Origin of the sequence: Streptomyces sp. CB01580 (assembly GCF_001905795.1) — a bacterium.
Classification (GTDB): domain Bacteria; phylum Actinomycetota; class Actinomycetes; order Streptomycetales; family Streptomycetaceae; genus Streptomyces.
The window spans coordinates 130,663-147,897 of the sequence record NZ_LIXJ01000010.1; the positions used below are offsets into that span (position 1 = coordinate 130,663).

The 17,235-nt window shown below is 73.5% G+C and carries 15 protein-coding genes; 4 read left to right on the top strand and 11 right to left on the bottom strand.

The window, feature by feature from the left end:
• The first annotated feature begins 121 nt into the window (after window positions 1–121).
• Together AMK22_RS16975 and AMK22_RS16980 are read left to right on the top strand one after the other, a co-directional pair.
• Window positions 122–859 (top strand): hypothetical protein, encoded by a 738-nt coding sequence (locus tag AMK22_RS16975; RefSeq protein WP_242434007.1) that lies wholly within the window; start codon window positions 122–124, stop codon window positions 857–859.
• The gene (locus tag AMK22_RS16980) at window positions 856–1,485 is read left to right on the top strand and encodes a hypothetical protein (protein WP_073785854.1); all 630 of its coding nucleotides are present in this window, start codon (window positions 856–858) and stop codon (window positions 1,483–1,485) included. Before AMK22_RS16975 ends, AMK22_RS16980 begins: the two co-directional genes overlap by 4 nt.
• Before the next feature lie 59 nt (window positions 1,486–1,544).
• On the opposite strand, the gene AMK22_RS16985 is transcribed toward AMK22_RS16980, so the two are convergent.
• The 10 genes from AMK22_RS16985 to AMK22_RS17030 form a co-directional block, all read right to left on the bottom strand.
• Window positions 1,545–3,260: a serine/threonine-protein kinase gene (locus tag AMK22_RS16985; protein ID WP_079186201.1), complete on the bottom strand. Its 1,716-nt coding sequence runs from the start codon at window positions 3,258–3,260 to the stop codon at window positions 1,545–1,547.
• Window positions 3,261–3,312: 52 nt separating this feature from the next.
• Window positions 3,313–6,348: an alpha-mannosidase gene (locus AMK22_RS16990; protein ID WP_073785858.1), complete on the bottom strand. Its 3,036-nt coding sequence runs from the start codon at window positions 6,346–6,348 to the stop codon at window positions 3,313–3,315.
• A 44-nt stretch (window positions 6,349–6,392) separates the two neighbouring features.
• Window positions 6,393–7,118, bottom strand: a complete 726-nt coding sequence (locus tag AMK22_RS16995) for a polysaccharide deacetylase family protein (protein ID WP_073785860.1) — start codon at window positions 7,116–7,118, stop codon at window positions 6,393–6,395.
• On the bottom strand, window positions 7,115–8,224 hold the full coding sequence (locus AMK22_RS17000) for a Gfo/Idh/MocA family protein (protein WP_073785862.1): 1,110 nt from the start codon (window positions 8,222–8,224) through the stop codon (window positions 7,115–7,117). The genes AMK22_RS16995 and AMK22_RS17000 overlap by 4 nt, the downstream gene beginning before the upstream one ends.
• A gap of 139 nt (window positions 8,225–8,363) precedes the next feature.
• Window positions 8,364–9,998: an FAD-dependent oxidoreductase gene (locus tag AMK22_RS17005; protein ID WP_073785864.1), complete on the bottom strand. Its 1,635-nt coding sequence runs from the start codon at window positions 9,996–9,998 to the stop codon at window positions 8,364–8,366.
• 14 nt (window positions 9,999–10,012) lie between these two features.
• On the bottom strand, window positions 10,013–11,188 hold the full coding sequence (locus AMK22_RS17010) for a LacI family DNA-binding transcriptional regulator (protein ID WP_073785866.1): 1,176 nt from the start codon (window positions 11,186–11,188) through the stop codon (window positions 10,013–10,015).
• Between the two features lie 241 nt (window positions 11,189–11,429).
• Window positions 11,430–12,491, bottom strand: a complete 1,062-nt coding sequence (locus AMK22_RS17015; protein ID WP_073785868.1) for a LacI family DNA-binding transcriptional regulator — start codon at window positions 12,489–12,491, stop codon at window positions 11,430–11,432.
• A gap of 4 nt (window positions 12,492–12,495) precedes the next feature.
• Window positions 12,496–13,437 (bottom strand): enolase C-terminal domain-like protein, encoded by a 942-nt coding sequence (locus AMK22_RS17020; RefSeq protein WP_143203569.1) that lies wholly within the window; start codon window positions 13,435–13,437, stop codon window positions 12,496–12,498.
• Entirely contained in the window at window positions 13,434–14,417 is a 984-nt protein-coding gene (locus tag AMK22_RS17025) for a PmoA family protein (protein WP_073785872.1), read from the bottom strand. Before AMK22_RS17025 ends, AMK22_RS17020 begins: the two co-directional genes overlap by 4 nt.
• Window positions 14,418–14,625: 208 nt before the next feature.
• The gene (locus AMK22_RS17030) at window positions 14,626–14,817 is read right to left on the bottom strand and encodes a DUF6381 family protein (protein ID WP_073785874.1); all 192 of its coding nucleotides are present in this window, start codon (window positions 14,815–14,817) and stop codon (window positions 14,626–14,628) included.
• Window positions 14,818–14,975: 158 nt separating this feature from the next.
• Between AMK22_RS17030 and AMK22_RS17035 the strand changes: the two genes are divergently transcribed.
• Together AMK22_RS17035 and AMK22_RS17040 are read left to right on the top strand one after the other, a co-directional pair.
• Window positions 14,976–15,671 (top strand): ribonuclease H family protein, encoded by a 696-nt coding sequence (locus AMK22_RS17035; RefSeq protein ID WP_073785876.1) that lies wholly within the window; start codon window positions 14,976–14,978, stop codon window positions 15,669–15,671.
• A 280-nt stretch (window positions 15,672–15,951) separates the two neighbouring features.
• Window positions 15,952–16,689: a CDP-alcohol phosphatidyltransferase family protein gene (locus tag AMK22_RS17040; RefSeq protein ID WP_073785878.1), complete on the top strand. Its 738-nt coding sequence runs from the start codon at window positions 15,952–15,954 to the stop codon at window positions 16,687–16,689.
• Here AMK22_RS17040 and AMK22_RS17045 read toward each other — a convergent pair.
• On the bottom strand, window positions 16,655–17,104 hold the full coding sequence (locus AMK22_RS17045; RefSeq protein ID WP_073785880.1) for an adenylyltransferase/cytidyltransferase family protein: 450 nt from the start codon (window positions 17,102–17,104) through the stop codon (window positions 16,655–16,657). The genes AMK22_RS17040 and AMK22_RS17045 overlap by 35 nt on opposite strands.
• Window positions 17,105–17,235: the final 131 nt, after the last annotated feature.

Below are 17,235 nucleotides of genomic sequence, written 5' to 3' on the forward strand. Positions count from 1 at the left end.
GCCACCCCGACGGGCCCCGCCGGGGAGTTCGCCGCTCCCCTCCGGGCCGGTCGGGGTGGTGTGGATCACGGACAGGTACTGGACGGCACATGTATGGTCCACCGGGGCCCGTCGTGGCCCCGTGACCGGCGACGACCAGGGGCGGACAGTGCGGCAGAGGGCCTACGGGCAGATGATGCGGGCCACCGCCTGTCTGCTGATGGCGTGGCAGGTCTGGATGGTCTGGTACATCGCCAGCAACGAGGCGGCCGGTGTGAGGTGGACCTGCGACGGGACGGGCAGCTGCGGCAGCGACCAGTTCGCGTCGGCGGCCCCGATCGTCGGGCTGGGCTCGGCCGTCGTCCTCGGTCTGCTCTCCGCCCGGTTCCTGCACCGCGCCACGCCCGGCGCGATGGTCGCGCTCAGCGCGGTCGCCGCCATCGCGGGCTGGTACGACGCGCTGGCGGAGGGCCGCGTCGACCACGACTCCACCACCTCCTTCCACATCTTCTTCCCGTTCATGGAGTTGTCCGTCTCCGCGTGGCTCACGTTCCTGTGGACCGTCGCCGGGGCGGGCTGCCTCGCCGCCTGGTGGGGTGCCGCCGTGAGCCTGCGCCGCACCGCGGGACTGCGCCGTCTCTCCCGCCGCTGCGCCACGGCCGACGCGGTGCTGGAGGGCTGGCGGTCGGCGGGCGGCAAGTACGGCGAGGCCGTGGTGGTGTTCGACGACGCGGCCGGGGTGCGCCACCGGGTTCCCGTGGTGGTGGAACGCGTCGCTCTGCAACGCGACGTCCGTGCCGTGTACGACGTCGACCGCCCCGGCGACCCCGCCCGCACCAGGGTCGCCGTCTCCCGCCGAAAGGTGACGAGCCCCGCATGAACCGACCGCTGTCCTCCCTCCGCCGGTTCCTCACCGCGTTCAGTCTGCTGTCCGTGGTCGCCGCGGGGCTCGCGTTCGCCGCGCTCGTGCACGGTGCCCTCGACGGACCCCGCTGGCTCCTGCTGCTCGGCGTCCCCGCGTCTGCCCTGGCCCTGGTGGTGTTCGGCAAGGTGGGCGAGCCGTCGCGGTCGGACATCCTCGTCCGCGGACTGCGCCCCGGCGGCCCGCGCGCCTTCGCCCCCGCTCTGGTCCACGGGGTGAGGGCGGTCGACACACGGACCGGACGGCTCGCGCGCGACGGGCAGTCGCTGGAGTCCGTGTTCGCCTTCGACCTGACCGTGGTGCCCGACGGGCTGCCCGCGTACCGGATCCAGGTCCGGCACCCGCTCGATGTGCAGGGACTGCTGCACCGGCCCAGAGGGGTCGTCGAGTACGACCCCGAGCAGCCCTGGCGGGTCGTCATCCCCGACAACCCGCCGCGCGAATGGCTGGCCCGGGCGAACATCGTCACCCCGCCCGCCGTGGTGAAGCAGAGCGTCGCCGCGTCGCCGGCCGGCCTGTGGACCTTCGTGGCGAGCGCGGCGTTCGCGGCCGTGCTGCTGGTGCTGGTACGCGTGCTGGGCTGACCCCGCCCGCCGCGCGGGCCGGGTGCGCGCCGGGGCGGACGGGCCGGAGGCGGCGCCGGTCAGCCGCCGCGCGGGTACTGCTTGAGCACCTTGCCGCGCACGTCGGCCCGCAGATACGCGCCGCCGTACTCGTCGGAGACATAGACGCTGATCGTCGGCTGGTAGCCGTCGAACGGCGAGGCCGGATCGATGTTCACGTAGTGGCTGGTCGGCTCGGCGATCCCCAGTTCCTTGTCCGCACGGCGGATCAGCGCCGGGAGCACGTCCCAGTCGTACTTCCTCAGATCCACCACCTTGTCGTTCGGCATGAGCGTGCCGCCGGCCCGGTCACGGGTCACCTTGCCTTCCCGGTACGTGTACACGTCGTACAGGTTCTTGTCGGCCTTCACCGGAGCCTCGATCCGCGCGAACTCCTCGTACAGCGAGAAGGAGGTGATCCGGCTGTCGCCCGTGGTCCGTTCGAGCGCGGCGATGACGGACCGGGCCCCGTCCGGCGTCAGCAGGTCACCCTTTCGCCCCTCCTGGGGCTCCGCCGTGTCCTTCGTCTCCTGTCGCGTCTGCTTCGGCGCGACGGACGCAGGGCCGTCGGAGGGGTGGTGCCGGACGGACGCGGGGTCGCCGGTGGCCTTCGTGTCCGGGGCGGGCAGCAGGGCCCACACCAGGGCACCGGTCAGAGCGGTCCCCGCGAGAGCCGTCGAGAGCGCGACGGCCCGGCTCCGGCGCACCCGGCTGCGGACCTCGTGCTCGCCCAGCGGCGCGGGACGCGGAGGCTCGGGAACGGCGGACGGAGGCAACGCGGTGGTCGGCAGCACGGTCGTCGGGCCGCCCGGCCGGTGACCGGGCGGCACCGCGTCCTGCGGCGGCACGGAGGCACGGGGCGGGGCGGGAGGCTCGTCCGCCGGCCCGGCCGCCGGGGAGGCGACCGGAGCGTCCACCGGGGAGGCGACCGCCTCCAGCATCCGGTCCAGTTCCTCCGGGCCCGGCCGCGCGGCCGTGTCCCGGGTCAGCAACGCGGTCAGCACCGGGGCCAGCGCACCGGCCCGCCGGGGCGGCGGGATCTCCTCGTCGAGCACGGCGGCCAGCGTGGCCAGCGTGGTCGCCCTGCGCAGCGGATGCCGGCCCTCGACGGCCACGTACAGCATCATCCCGAGCGACCACAGGTCCGACGAGGGATCGCCCTCCTCGCCCCGGATCCGCTCGGGCGCCATGTAGTCGGGCGATCCGATGATGGAGCCGGTCGCCGTCAGACTCGTGGACTCACGGATCGCCGCGATACCGAAGTCCGTGAGCACCGGGCTGCCGTCCGGCCGCAGCAGGACGTTGGCGGGCTTGACGTCGCGGTGGTGGATGCCCGCGGCATGGGCGGCGCGCAGCGCGGACAGCACCCCGCGGCCCAGCCGGGCGGCCTCGACGGGGGTGAGCGTGCCCTCGGCCAGACGCTCGGCCAGCGACATGCCCGGCACCAGCTCCATCACGATCCACGGGTAGGCGTGTTCGCCGCCGTCGACGATGTGATGGACCGTGACCACACCCGGGTGGTCGAGGCGGGCCAGCGCCCGGGCCTCGCGCAGCACCCGCTCGCGCAGCATCCGGGCCGACTCCGGGTCGTTCTCCGCGAGCGCGGGGTCCGGGGGCCGTACCTCCTTGAGCGCCACGTCGCGGTGCAACGCGAGGTCACGGGCGCGCCACACCATGCCCATGCCGCCGCTGCCCAGCCTGTTCACCAGTTCGAAGCGGTCGTCGATCACACGGCGCACAGGCCCCCCAGCGTTCATGGAACAGAGCCTACGGGGCGGGTGCGCGGCGCCCCGCACCCGCCCCGCGCCCTCACGCGTCGTCGCCCGGCGTCAGCCGCAGCGTCAGAATCTGGAACGGCCGCAGCCGCAGCCGCACCCCGTCGCCCTCCGCCGAGGCCGCCCCGGACCCGTCGGACGTGTCGGCGAGTGGACGCTCCAGCAGGTCCGTGACGGCTGCGCCGGCCAGGGCGAAGCCCGTCGTCAGACGCGCCGAGGCACGCCCGCCGTGGGCCTCGTGCAACCGGACCACCACGTCCCCGCTCCCGTCGTCCGCGAGCTTCACCGCCGTCACGACCACCGCGTCGTCGTCGACGGAGACCAGCGGCACCACCGCGGCGCTCCCCGGCACCCGGCGCTCGGGCAGGTTGAACCACCAGCCCTCGCGCACCGCGTCACCGACCGTCGCACCCGGCAGCAGCGCGTACCGCAGGCGGTGCACCCCCTGGTCGGTCTCCGGGTCGGGATAGCGGGGGGCCCGCAGCAGCGACAGCCGCACCGTCGTCGTGGTGCCGCCGTCCTCCCGGACCGTGCGCGTCACATCGTGTCCGTACGTCGAGTCGTTGACCAGCGCCGCGCCCCAGCCCGGCTCACCGACGTGCAGGAACCGGTGGGCACAGATCTCGAACTTCGCCGCCTCCCAGCTGGTGTTGGTGTGCGTCGGCCGCCGAACGTGCCCGAACTGGGTCTCCGCCGTGGAGTGTTCGGCCCGCACGTCGATCGGGAACGCCGCCTTCAGGAACTTCTCCCGCTCGTGCCAGTCGACCTCGGTGTCGATGTCCAGCCGCCGGGCGCCCGGCGGCAGCGACAGCACCTGCGTGACGCGGGACGCCCCGAAGGCGCGCACCACCTCGACCCCGTCACCGACGCGCCGCACCGCCTCCACCCCGGTCAGATCGGTCACCGTGTTCCGGTAGAACGCGTCGACGTCCCAGGCGTCCCAGTGGTTGGGCAGGTCCGGATGGACCTGGAGCAGATTCGCCGCACAGCCCGGTGCGATCGTCTCGCGGCCGGCCACCAGGTCGACCACCGAGACCACCAGCCCCCGGGCGTCCACCGTCACCCGCAACAGCCCGTTGTCCAGCCGGAAGCCGCCGTCGACCGCCTCGACCACGATCGGCGCCCGCGGCTCCTCGGGCCGATTCGCGGCGAGCGCCGCGCCGCCCGCAGCGATCCCGGACCGCTCGTGCGGAGCCGCGTTGAAGACGACCGTGCCGCCCTCGTCCGGCGAACCGGAGAGCGCCCGCTGCGCCGCCCCGATCACGGATTCGAGCTCCTCGGCGATCCGGGCGTACGTGGCCTCCGCCTCGCGGTGCACCCAGGCGATGGACGAACCCGGCAGGATGTCGTGGAACTGGTGCAGCAGCACCGTCCTCCAGATCCGGTCCAGCTCCTCGTGCGGGTAGCGGAAGGCGGTCCTGACCGCGGCGGTCGCCGCCCACAGCTCCGCCTCCCGCAGCAGGTGCTCACTGCGCCGGTTGCCCTGCTTGGTCCGCGCCTGCGAGGTGTACGTGCCCCGGTGCAGCTCTAGGTACAGCTCGCCCAGCCACACCGGCACACGCCGGTACTCGGCCTCGGCCGCGGTGAAGAAGTCCGCCGGCTTCTCGACCGTCACCCGGGGCGAACCTTCCAGGTCCGCCAGCCGGTCCGCCCGCGCCAGCATCTCGCGGGTGGGGCCGCCGCCCCCGTCGCCCCAGCCGAACGGCACCAGCGAGCGGGTGGCGTGCCCCTTGTCCCGGAAGTTCCGCTCGGCGTGCGCGAGTTCCTCGCCGGACAGCTCCGCCACATAGGTGTCCACCGGCGGGAAGTGCGTGAACACCCGCGTGCCGTCCAGCCCCTCCCAGAGGAACGAGTGGTGGGGGAACCGGTTCGTGGTGTTCCACGAGATCTTCTGGGTGAGGAACCAGCGCGAACCGGAGAGCGCCACCAGCTGCGGCAGCGCCGCCGAGTATCCGAACGAGTCGGGCAGCCACACCTCCTCGGTCTCGATCCCGAACTCCTCCAGGAAGAACCGCTTGCCGTGCACGAACTGCCGGGCCAGCGCCTCCGATCCGGGCATGTTGGTGTCCGACTCCACCCACATCCCGCCCACCGGGACGAACTGCCCGGACGCGACCTTCTCCTTCACTCGCGCGTACAGCCCCGGGTGGTGCTCCCGCAGCCAGTCCAGCTGCTGCGCCTGCGACATCGCGAAGACGAACTCCGGATGGTCGTCCATCAGCGCCAGCACGTTGGAGGTGGTGCGGGCGACCTTGCGGACCGTCTCGCGCACCGGCCACAGCCATGCCGAGTCGATGTGCGCGTGGCCGATCGCCGAGATCCGGTGCGCGGAGGCGTGCGCGGGGGAGGAGAGCACCGGCCGCAGGATCTCCCGGGCGGCCGGGGCGCTCGCGCCGACGGCGTCCAGGTCCAAAGCGTCCAGCGCGCGTTCCACCGCGCGCAGGATCTCCCAGCGGCGCGCCGAGCCGACCGGCAGCTGCCGCATCAGCTGGTCCAGCACCTCCAGGTCCTGGACGAGTTCCCAGACCTGTCGGTCGAACACGGCGAGGTCCATCCGCTCGACGCGGTACAGCGGCTCGTCGCCCGCGGTCTCCCGGTCGCCGAGCGCGCTGACGCCGTCCAGGATCTCCGGATTGGCGGCCGCCTCCAGGTAGTACGTGAACTCCTCACCGCCCGTGACCCGTTCGCCGATCCGCAGCCAGGTGTTGCGCGGGTTGAGCGCCTTGACGACGCTGCCGTCCGGCCGGTGGGCCAGTGCCTCGGCGGAGAATCCCGGCCGGTCCCGGGCGAAGCCGAGGTCGATCACGGCCTCGACGGTCTCGCCCGCCCAGTCCTCCGGGACGCGGCCGGTCACCCGGAACCAGCTGGTGCCCCAGGCGGGCCCCCAGGCGTCGCCGACCGAGCCCGGCCCGTAGCCGGCGCCCACGGCCTCGTCGAAGGGCACGGGTTCACCGGGCGCGTGCCAGACCTCGAAGCGCAGGGGGACGGCGCGGGGGTGGACGGCGGGGCGGACGCGCTCGCGCAGGACGCGGTCGAGGCGTTCCTCGGTCAGTGTGCGGTCGTCATGCATGAAGGCAGGGTCTCTCTGATGGGTGGGTGCGGCGGGAAGGCGGTTCAGGGCAGTTCGTCGAAGCCCACGCAGGGCAGCGACAGCTCCCCGGCCAGGGCCAGGAGTCGCTCCAGCCGGGCCGGGGTCACGTGGTTGGCCTCGTGGGCCTCGGCGACGCAGTGGGCGTAGAGCGTGGTGACGCCGCCGATGCCGGCGGTCCGGCGCAGCGCCGCGACCACGCCGGTCAGATCGTCCTCGTACGCCACGGCCCCGCGTCCGGAGTCCACCGAGCAGCCCGGCAGCACCCGCCGGGCGGACAGTTCGGCGGCCGGGACGCGCAGTTCGTCGGCGAGGGACGGATCGGCGCGGCGGTCCGCCGGCACACCGCCGCGCAGCCGTTCGAACAGCGTGAGCAGCAGCCGGTCGGTGGTCCCGTCGCGGGCACTGCACGGGTAGGCGAAGCTCCGGGCCGGGAAGCCGAGGCGGCGCAGCGACTCCAGGGCGGGCACCACCTCCCGTTCGAGGTAGGCGCCCGCGCCGTGCGCGGCGACGAAGTCCGGCGCCCGCTCGTGCCGCAGACCGTGGCATCCGACGGTGTGGCCGTCGTCCGCGAGGCGGCGCAGCAGCCGCATCTCGTCCCGGTCGAGCCGGTCGGGTTCGCAGACGAAGAACGTGACACGGGCGTCGTACCGCGCGAACAGCGGTGCGGTGGCGGCCCATTCGCGCACGTGCCGGTCGTCGAAGGTGAGCAGGAGAGCGCGGTCGGTCCGGCGGTCCGCCCTGCCGGTCACCGCCCGGACCCCTCGGGCGCCCAGCCGGGCACGGAGCCGTGCAGCGCCGTGTAGAACGGATCGCCCGGGGCGATCTCACCGGCCAGGACGGGACGTCCGGTGAGCGCGGACTTGTACATTGCGCTGATCAGCTCCAGGGCGCGGCGGCCGTCCCCGGCGCTCGCCCGGGGCCGTCGGCCCGCCCGCATGTCGGCCAGCAGGGAACGGAGCTGTGCGGCGTGCGAGCTGGGGACGTCCTCGGCCGGGCGGGTCCAGGCCGCGGCCCGCGCGGCTTCGACCCCCGGCGCCGGGGTGTAGGTCCAGTCGTCGTTGCCGTGGCCGTACAGATGGTCCAGCTCGATCGTGGCGTCCCGCAGGTCGATTCGCAGATGGCTGGACTGGCGCGGTGAAAGGGCGCTGTTGACGACGGTGGCCAGCGCGCCCGAGGCGAACCGGACGGTGGCGGTGGTGACGTCGTCGGTCTCCACGTCGCGGGCCAGTCGGCCCGCCATGGCCCGGATCTCCGCCCATTCCCCGAGCAGGTCGAGCAGCAGGTCGATCTGGTGGATGCCGAGCCCCAGGGCGGGGCCCGCGCCCTCCGTCGCCCACGTCCCGCGCCAGGGCACCGCGTAGTACGCGTCGTCGCGGTACCAGGTCGTCTGGCAGTGGGCGACCAGCGGCGGCCCGAGCTCTCCGGAGGCGATGAGGGCCCTGGCGTGTTCGGCGCCCGATCCGAACCGGTGCTGGAAGACGATCGGCGCGTACGGGCCCTGTTCGCCCTCCGCCGCGGTCATGGCGTCGTACTCGGCGAGACTGAGCGCGGGCGGCTTCTCGCACCAGACCCAGGCCCCGGCCCGCAGCGCGGCGGAGACCTGTTCCCGGTGGGCGACGGGCGGCGAGGCGACGACGACGAGATCGGGCCGGACCTCGCCGAGCGAGGCGGGGAGGTCGGTGGAGTGGTGCGGGATCGAGAAGTCGACGGCGAGGGAGCGGGCCGCGGCCGGATCGGTGTCGACGACGCCGGCCACACGGAAGTCCGCGGGCAGTTCGAGGAACGCCGGCAGATGGACGGCGCGGGCGATGTTGCCCGCGCCGACGAGCAGGACACGATAGGGGGTCACAGTCACGAGGGCCGTCCAGGCTGAGTGCGTGTTTCGGAAGGGAGCGGATGTCGGGAAGAGGGTGGAAAACGCTTTCCGTTCGATCGGGGAGGTGCCCTTCCCGAAGGAGGGGCGGGGAGGCGCCCTCCTCGGAAGGGGCGGGGTGTCAGAGCGTGGCGTAGAGCGGCCCGGCGCTGGTCACGGGGCCGGTGCGGAGCCGGTCCGGCCAGTCGAGGGCGAGCCCGAGCGTGTCGCCGAGCCTGCCCTGGAAGGAGGCCAGCCGGTGCTCGTCCGCGCGGACCGCGCGCGGCGGCAGCCGGTGTTCCAGGCAGTACGAGACGAGCGCGCCGACGGCCTCCCCGATGCTCCACTGCCCGGCGTGCCCGCCGACGGCGGACGCGCTGATGTGCGTGGCGCCGATGTTCCGCCCGGCCGGGAGCAGATTCTCCACTCGTACGGGCAGCAGCGCGCCGAGCGGCAGCTGGAAGGGCAGGCACTCCAGATCGAGCCCCGCGCCGCCTCCGGTCCCGGGGCCGAGGGTGATTCGGGATCGCAGGGTGCCCACGCTGTCCGTGAAGGTCTCGGCGCCCGCCGTCCCGGCCCGCGCGGCCACTGTCAGATGGTGTTCCAGCAGGGTGAACTCGGCCCGGATGCGCCGGGATTCGCGGACGTGCGGACTCTTCGCGAACCCGTCGGCCGTGCCCGTCGCGTCGGGTCGCGGGCGCAGCTCGGGGTATCCGTGGCCGCCGTCGTGACGGGGCGCCCGCGTCTGCATCCAGTACAGGAAGGACCGTGCCTGTTCCCGGGCCTCCCGCTCGGCGAGCGCCCGGGCCTCGTCCCCGGCGCCGACCAGCGGCAGGCGGGTGTAGGCGGTCTGCTCCCAGTCGACCAGGGTGATGTCGCTGTCGAAGGTGCCGGGCAGGTAGCGGCTGCGGGCCAGGGCCCTTTGCCGGTGCCAGCGGTCGTTGGGCGGTGCGGCCCAGGGCGGCAGCTCGTCCGGCGCGTGCAGGAAGAGCGGCACCGGACGGACCGGTCCGCCCCCGGGCTCCGCGGTCTCCCACGAGAACGCGTCGGCCCACCGGGCGTAACCCGCCGGCCGGTCGATGGTGTGGTCCTCGCCGGGACGGTGGTCGAGGGCGAAGACCCAGGAGAAGGCCTGCTGGTCCAGCGGATCGGCGACGGCGGCGGCGTGCGGCTCGCCGGTCTCCTCGCGGGACTCGGCGCCGATGACGTGCTCCACGCCCGCCAGGTCGAGCAGATCGCCCAGGTCCGTCGCGTCGACGACGTACGGCGCCACGACCGTCACCGGCTCGCCGTCCGGCGCCTCCAGCGTCACCGCGGTCACCCGGTCGCCGTCCGTGCGGGCCGCGACCGGCCGGTGGCCGGGCAGCAGCGTGAGCCGGCCCGAGGCGAGGTGCGGGGCGAGTAGTTCGTGGACGACGGCGAGCGCGGCGCGCGGCTCGTGGCTGAGATGGCCGGTGGTGCTCAGGCCGGGGTCGAGCAGCGGGTCGGCGAACGGCTCGGGGCGCAGCGGGTAGTTGCGCCGGTAGAAGTCGCGTATGCGTTCCCGCAGATCGCGGTAGCCGGGGGAGACCGGGTCCAGTTCGATGCGGTGGCCGTCGGCGAGCGGCACCGCCTGCGCGGTGAGCAGACCACCGGGCCAGTCGGTCGCCTCGGTGAGCACGACACGGTGTTCGAACCGGGCGGCCGTCAGCGCGGCGGCGAGACCGCCGAGACCTGCGCCGACCACCAGGACGTCGGTCCCGAGTTCGCGGGTACGGGGAGCGGGGGCGACGGACACTGGAGTCTCCTCCCTCAGGGCCGGCGGGCGGCGACGGTACGGAGCCGGACCGGCACGGACTCGCGTGTCCTGATCCGGACGGGGAGCACGATCTGCTCGGCGCTGCGGTACGGGTCCTCGCCCGCCGCGCGCTCCGCGATCCGGGTGACCAGCTGCTCGACCGCGCGGCCGCCGATCTCCCTGGCGGGCAGCCGGGCGGCGAAACTGGTGAGCGGCAGCAGGTCGTAGGGGCCCGCGTCGTCCATGCCGGCCAGCACGATCTCGTCGGGCACCGCGATGCCCAGCGCGGCCAGGTCGGAGGCGGCGGTGGCGACCGCGAAACCGTGCGCGCACAGCAGCGCGGTCGGCGGCTCGGGCGCGGCGAGCAGGTCGCTCAGCAGCCGTCGGCGGTCGCCCTCGGGCAGAGCCGTGTACGAGCGCAGGGCGGTCAACTGCGGGAGCAGGGGCTGACCGTGGGCGCGCAGCGCCTGTTTGTGCCCGGTCATCCGGTCGTGGACGCTGGTGCACTGCGTCTCGCCCCAGAGCGTGGCGATGCGCTCGTGACCGTCGGCCAGGAGGTGCTCGGTGAGCCGGTGGCCGACGTCGTAGTTGTCGGCGGTGACCGCGTCGATGGCATGGCCGGGGAAATACCGGTCGACCAGGACCATGGGGATGCGCAGCCGCCGGGTCTCCTCCAGCACGTCGAGGTCGGGAACCCCCTGGACGGGATAGAGGATGATTCCGTCCACGCGGTCCTCGACGGCCTGCCGCAGGGCCTGGTCCTGTCGGGCCAGGGACCCGGCGTGATCGGCGTGGCCCGTGTCCGTCACATGGACGGCGGAGTCCGAGAAGAACAGCCGCAGACCGCGCTCCGAGCAGCCGGACTCGATCCCGCGCAGAACCTCGGACTGGTAGGGGCCCTGACCGCTGATGACGCAGGCGACCACCCCGGACCTGGGGGCGGAGGAGGTCGCAGCGGCGGCCCGTTCCTCCGGACCGGCGACGAACGTCCCCCGGCCCCGGCGGCGTACCAGCAGTCCTTCCGCGACGAGGTCGTTGAGCGCGCGGACGGCAGTGGTGGAACTGACGCCGAAGCGCTCGCGCAGCTGGTTCTGCGTGATGAACGGGGCGCCGGCCTCGTATTCGTCACGGGCCACCTCGGCCCGCAACTCGTCCTTGATGCGCTGGTACTTGGGTCCGGACGTGCCCATCCAGCCACCACCCTCTCGGTTTTTACGCGTCAAACCTGCGTTGAATGCAGTGTGGCGGTGATTAACGCGTCATTTCAAGGGGGTTGCGGGGAAAGAATGTCAGCTTGATGCGTCAAGCACGGTGGTTGACGGTTCGACACGTCAAGCGGACGGGAGGCGGGCCGGGGCAGCCGCAAGGGCCCGGACGGCGTGGGCCGTCCGGGCGGTGGCGGTCGTTCGGGCGGTGGTGGCGCGCTGCCGGTCAGGCGGGCGGGGGCGCCGTGCTGGCCCGTACCACCAGGCGCGAGGGTACGGCGAGCGTGCGCGGCGAGGGCGTCGCGTCGCCGAGGGCCAGCAGCAGTGCCCGGCGGCCGATCTCCTCCAGCGGCAGCCGCACGGTGGTCAGCGCGGGCGTGACGTCACCGGCCACCGGAAGGTCGTCGAAGCCGACCACCGAGACATCGGCGGGCACGACCCGGCCCAGATCGTCGCGGAGTGCCGCGAGCGCGCCGAGCGCCATCGCGTCGTTGAGCGCGAACAGCGCGGTGACCCCCGGGGCCGCGCGGAACAGCCGGACCGTGGCGGCCCGTCCGCCGTCCCGGGTGAAGTCGGCCTCGACGCGGTGGCGTTCACCCACCACCACCCCCAGTTCGGCCGCGCGCTCCAGGAAGCCGTGCAGCCGCTCCTGCACCGAGACCAGCGTGAGCGGTCCGCAGATGACACCGATCTCCGTGTGCCCCAGCCGGGCGAGGTGTTCGGCGACGGCCCGGCCGCCCTCGCGGTTCCCGGGTGCGATCGTGTCCACCGGCAGGTCCTGGTGCGCGACCGCCGTCACCCGGCCGCCCTGCGCCGTGAACGCCTCCACCTCCTGGACGAGCGCCGGATCCGGGCCGGTGAAACCCGATCCCGCGAGGACGACGGCACGGGCCCGCTGCGCCCGCAGCCGTGCCACGTACTCCGCCTGGAGCCCCGGCTCGTGGAAGGTGCCCGCGAGCATCACGAGAAGCTTGTGGTCGCGGGCGACCTCCATGACGCCGGAGGCGATCGCGGAGTAGTGGGCGTCGTTCACGTCGTGCACGACCAGGCCGACGATGGACGTCGTGGACTGCACGAGAGCGCGGGCCGGCGCGTTGGACACGTAGCGAAGCCGGGCGGCGGCCTCCAGGACGCGCTCCTGGAGCTCCCGGGTGACGTTGCGGTCGCTGTCGCTGAGCACGCGCGAAGCCGTGGCGAGAGAGACCCCGGCGTCCTGCGCGACCTGCTGGAGCGTCACGGCGGACGACGGGCGGGGGCGGGCGGAACGTCGATTGACCTGGCTCTGCATAGGGCTACGATAGCCGCACTGAAAGCGTTTTCCCATTGTGCGCGCAATAGGTTACCCGCGGCTGGGGCCGTCGTCCCGCCCGCAGGGTCAGCGCGTTCGCCACCGGCCCGGCTCGGTCGGCGGCACCGCGGTCGCACAGCGGTAGACGGCATCGTCCCGGAACGCGTACCGCCGCTCCGTCTCCGGGGCGAGCCGGACACCGAGCCCCGGGGCCCGCGGAGCGATCAGGTGTCCGTCCGCCAGGCGGAACAGCTCCACCAGCCTCCGACCGTAGCGGATACGACGGCATCGGCCACTCGGCCGGCCGACCGCCGCCGGCGCACGCGGCGTGGTGGTTGGCCGCCTGGCACACCGCACTGCCCCAGCAGTGGACCACCGGGTCGACGCCGTGTTCCAGGGCCCCCGCGAAGACCGCCAGTGTCTGCCGTGGCCCGCCGACGACCGTGGCATCCGGCTGGACCATGTCGTAGTACCCTGCGGCCACGCGCTCCAGCAGCTCCCGCGCGGTGGTGACGGTCTCCCCGCCCGCCACCGGGCAACCGGCCGCCCGCCGCAGGGCCGGGTACTCGTGCGCACGGGCCGGCCCCAGAGGTTCCTCCAGAAAGCGGTGCAGCGCGAGTATGCCCGCCAGGCACGACTCGGCCACCGGGTCGGCGAGGACCTCACCCAGGTTGGTCACGGTCAGCCGACGGCCGAGGACCGGCCAGTCCAGACCGAGATAGCCGTCGATCCCCGACCGAGGCGAGCTGCAGCCATCGGAGCCGGGGGACTCGGCCACCCGGGCCGCCCCGGGGTTGCCGAGCGCGATGTCGGCATCGGCGAGGGCACGGGCGTCGGCCGCGGAGACCGTCCCCGGCTCGGCGAACCACACGGGCCCGGAACCGAGTTCGCGCAGGCGGGCGCGGCCGGACTCGTCGAGGGCGGGGCGGTGGCTGCTCGCGTTCACCACGGGTGCTCCGCGAGGTACTCGGCGATCCGCTCCCGGTCCCACTCCCCGTCCGCGACGGTGACCCGGTAGCGGCGGGACAGGGTGTCGCCGGGGGCCAGCACCAGTTCCTGGTGGAACGCGTAGGAGGGGGCGACGGCGGCGAACGGCTCGTTGCGGACGAACCAGTGGGCGGGGTGCGTGCCGCGCGCCCCCGTGTGGTCGTTCTCCGGTGCGTGCCGGAAGATCAGGGTTGCGTGGCCGTCGACGCCGTCCAGTTCACCGCCGTAGGCCAGCCACGGGGCCTGCGTCCCCATCAGACCGGGGCCCTCGCCGTCCGGGCCGAGGATCCGGCCGCCGCGGAAGGCCCGTGGCCCGCGCCAGAAGAGGCCGGTGTAGCCCGCCGCCTCGCGGCCGTGCGTCGTGGGGCTGCCGAAGCGCAGTGGCTCGTCGCGGCGGTTGGTGATCGCACTCGACCAGGTCAGTGTCCAGCTGCCGCCGGTGTCCGCCGCGCCGGCCCCGTCATCGTCCGCCCGGTCGGTGCCCGGGGCCGCGTGCTCGACGTCGTGCAGCTCGATGCGCCGCCGTTCGTCGGCCCAGTACGTGCCGTCGTGGTGGTGCCAGCTCAGCCGCTCGGCGATGACCGCGTGTCCGGCGTCCGCCGCCACCTCGTCGAAGCCGAGGTGCGCCATCGACCCGACGCGTTCGGGCAGGGGCTGGTAGTCCTGGCCGTGCACATAGGTGTGGCCGCCCCAGAGGTTCTGTCCGGACAGATGGGAGGCCGTCATCTGGAGGCCCTTGTGCCAGCGATGATCGTTGGGCCGGTAGTCGGTGACAACGTTGTCAGCCAGCGTGCGCAAGGGATGGGCGTACGGCTTGGGGGCCTCCCAGGCCGCTTCCGGGCGGTAGACGTAGCTGATCAGATCGACGCCGCGGCGCTCCTCGGTGACCGTGATCCGGTCTCCGAGGACGTGCGTGACGCGCAGTGCAGGGCTGCTCATGTCCGAAGTCTCCCCGGCTCGGCTGGAAAGCGCTTACCGCAACCTAGGTCCTGGAGCGGGGGACGTCAACACGGGGCGGGCGCGCGTCGCGAGGGGGCGCGGGCGAGAAGTGGGGGAGGAGCGTGCGGGGCGGGGGCGGACGCGGGAGAGCGGCCGACGCCGCCGCTCGCTCGGGGAGGAGCGGCGTGCGCCGGCCGTTCGCGCGGTACTACCGCTGGGGCGGGCGGTTGCCGCCGCCCATGCCACTCTGCTGTTCGCTCTGTTCCTGAAGCTTCCGGGCCTTCTCCTGGAGCCGCTGACGCTGCTCAGGGTCGGTGGTGCGCTCGGCGGCCTCGGTCATGTGCCGGGCCTTCTCGCGCAGCTGCTGCGCACGGTCACCGGATTCACGTGCAGCGCTCATCATCGCTCCTTGTGCGGTCGGGGAAGAGCGGGCTCCCTCAGAGAACCAGTGCGGCCGGGCCACCGCACCTCGAACGGTCACTCAGCGTGATGGCTTGTCGGGGAGGTGGCGCCGGGGTGTGCGCGGGAGGGGAGATGGGGCGCTGGCATGATCGAGGGATGAACGAGAGCATCATCGCCGCGTGTGACGGCGCATCGAAGGGCAATCCCGGACCCGCCGCCTGGGCGTGGGTCGTGGCCGATGCGCAGGGGCGGCCGCAGCGCTGGGAGGCGGGCCCGCTGGGGACCGCCACCAACAACGTCGCCGAACTCACCGCGCTGCGGGAGCTGTTGGAGTCCACGGACCCGTCCGCGGCGATCGAGGTGCGGATGGATTCGCAGTACGCGATGAACGCGGTGACCAAATGGCTTCCCGGATGGAAGCGCAACGGCTGGAAGACGTCGGCGGGCAAGCCGGTGGCCAACCGTGATCTGGTGGTCCGCATCGACGCCCTGCTCCAGGGCCGGTCCGTGAAGTTCGTCCACGTCGCCGCGCACCGGGTGGGCGGCGACCCGCTGAACGCCCTCGCCGACCAGGCGGCGAGCGAGGCCGCGGCGACCCAGCGGCCCGACGGCACGGCGCACGGCGCCACCGGGTTCCCGACCCCCGCCGCCTCGCGCGCGACCGAGGGGCGGAGCGGAGGCGCCCCGGCGAGAAAGACGTCCGGCCCGTCCCGCTCCGGGCGTTCCGGCGGCACCATCCGGGCCAGATATGCCGGCCGGTGCCACTGCGGAAAGCCGTACGCCGCACAGGAGATGATCGCGAAGTCCCCGAACGGCTGGGGCCACCCGGAGTGCCGTACCGCGTCCTCCTGAGCGTCGTTCGCGACGGACCGGGCACTCCCGGCCGGGCACCGGGGCACGGGGTCCGCCCGGCGCCCGGCCCGGCACGGGCGGCGCCGGACGGACCCGGCGGGCAGGGGTACCGGCCGACCGCAACCAGCGCACCGCGCGCGGGCCGGGCCCGCCGGACCCCGGTCCCCCGGACGGCGGGCGGTCCCGTCGGGCAGTGCCGTCGAGTACCCCGCGCGAGCGGCGCCCCGCGTGCCATGATGCGGCGGGACGGCGGTGCCGGCACGGACACGCTGGGGGGCGTATGGGAGACATGGGTACGGTCCTGCGCGAGTTGCGAGGCGCGCAGAAGACGGCCAAGGGGGTGTCGCTGTACTCGCGTCACGTGAACCGGCCCCTGGGCCGGCTGTTCGCGGCAGGCGCGTACCACGTCGGACTGACTCCCAATCAAGTCACCTTGCTCAGCGCTCTGTTCACCTTCGGCTCGCTCGCGTCGGTGGCGCTCGTACGGCCCTCGTGGGGGCTGGGGGTGGCGGTGTACGCGGGTCTCGTGACCGGCTTCGCACTCGACTCGGCCGACGGCCAGCTGGCCAGACTGACCGGGCGGGGCGGCCCGGACGGCGAGTGGCTGGACCATGTCGTGGACTGCGCCAAGATGATCCTGGCGCACACCGCGGTGCTGATCTCCTTCCGGCGGTTCTTCGCGCTGCCGTCCGAGGGATGGCTGCTCCTGCCGCTGGGCTTCCTGTTCGCCGCCGTGCTGACCTTCTGCGCCGGACTGTTGCGCGAACAACTGGGCAGGGCTGCGGCGTTCGGCCGGACCGTGGCGGGCGGCGGCGCCCCGGCCCGGGCCTCCCGGGCACGGGCCGTCGCGCTCCTGCCCGCCGACTACGGAGTGTTCTGCCTGGTGTTCCTGCTGCTGGGCGACCGGACCGCATTCCGTCTCGGCTATGCGGCGCTCGCCGTCGTGCACGCGCTGTTCCTGGTGCTGTTCCTCGTCAAGTGGTTCAGGGAGCTGAGAGCGTTCCGGACTCCGGACTGACCAGCGTGTCCAGCACCCGGCGCAGCTGGGTGCTGGACGTGTGCACGGTGTACGGGAAGTAGACGACATCGACGCCGACCTCGGCGAAGTCCCGCTCCAACCGTCTGCCCCGCTCCGTGTCCCGCCAGTCGTCCCCCTTGAAGATGACGTCGAACCTGACCTGCTGCCAGGTCTCGACCTTGTCGGGCACGGTCTCGACGAACGCGGCGTCCACGTAGCGGACACTGCGCACGATCTCCAGCCGCTCCGGCAGCGGGATCACCGGCGCGTGGCCCTTGGCCAGCGTGGCCATCTCGTCCGAGACGACGCCCGCGACGAGGTAGTCGCAGTGGTCGCGGGCGTGCCGCAGGATGTTGAGGTGCCCTATGTGGAAGAGGTCGTAGACCCCCGGCGCGTAGCCGACCCTGTACACCATCCGTTCTCTCCCCCCACGGTGAACGTGATCCCCCGTTCCCGCGGTGGCCGTCCGGACGAGGCGTCCGGTGCCGCGGGACTTCGGCGGTCGGTGCTGATGGTGCAACGACCTTACTGCGAGGATCAGTTGCT

Coding starts and splice junctions, on each gene's coding strand:
- AMK22_RS16980 (WP_073785854.1), top strand. CDS start 856: ATGAACCGACCGCTGTCCTCCCTCCGCCGGTTCCTCACCGCGTTCAGT.
- AMK22_RS16985 (WP_079186201.1), bottom strand. CDS start 3,260: ATGAACGCTGGGGGGCCTGTGCGCCGTGTGATCGACGACCGCTTCGAA.
- AMK22_RS16990 (WP_073785858.1), bottom strand. CDS start 6,348: ATGCATGACGACCGCACACTGACCGAGGAACGCCTCGACCGCGTCCTG.
- AMK22_RS17010 (WP_073785866.1), bottom strand. CDS start 11,188: ATGGGCACGTCCGGACCCAAGTACCAGCGCATCAAGGACGAGTTGCGG.
- AMK22_RS17015 (WP_073785868.1), bottom strand. CDS start 12,491: ATGCAGAGCCAGGTCAATCGACGTTCCGCCCGCCCCCGCCCGTCGTCC.
- AMK22_RS17025 (WP_073785872.1), bottom strand. CDS start 14,417: ATGAGCAGCCCTGCACTGCGCGTCACGCACGTCCTCGGAGACCGGATC.
- AMK22_RS17030 (WP_073785874.1), bottom strand. CDS start 14,817: ATGAGCGCTGCACGTGAATCCGGTGACCGTGCGCAGCAGCTGCGCGAG.
- AMK22_RS17035 (WP_073785876.1), top strand. CDS start 14,976: ATGAACGAGAGCATCATCGCCGCGTGTGACGGCGCATCGAAGGGCAAT.
- AMK22_RS17040 (WP_073785878.1), top strand. CDS start 15,952: ATGGGAGACATGGGTACGGTCCTGCGCGAGTTGCGAGGCGCGCAGAAG.
- AMK22_RS17045 (WP_073785880.1), bottom strand. CDS start 17,104: ATGGTGTACAGGGTCGGCTACGCGCCGGGGGTCTACGACCTCTTCCAC.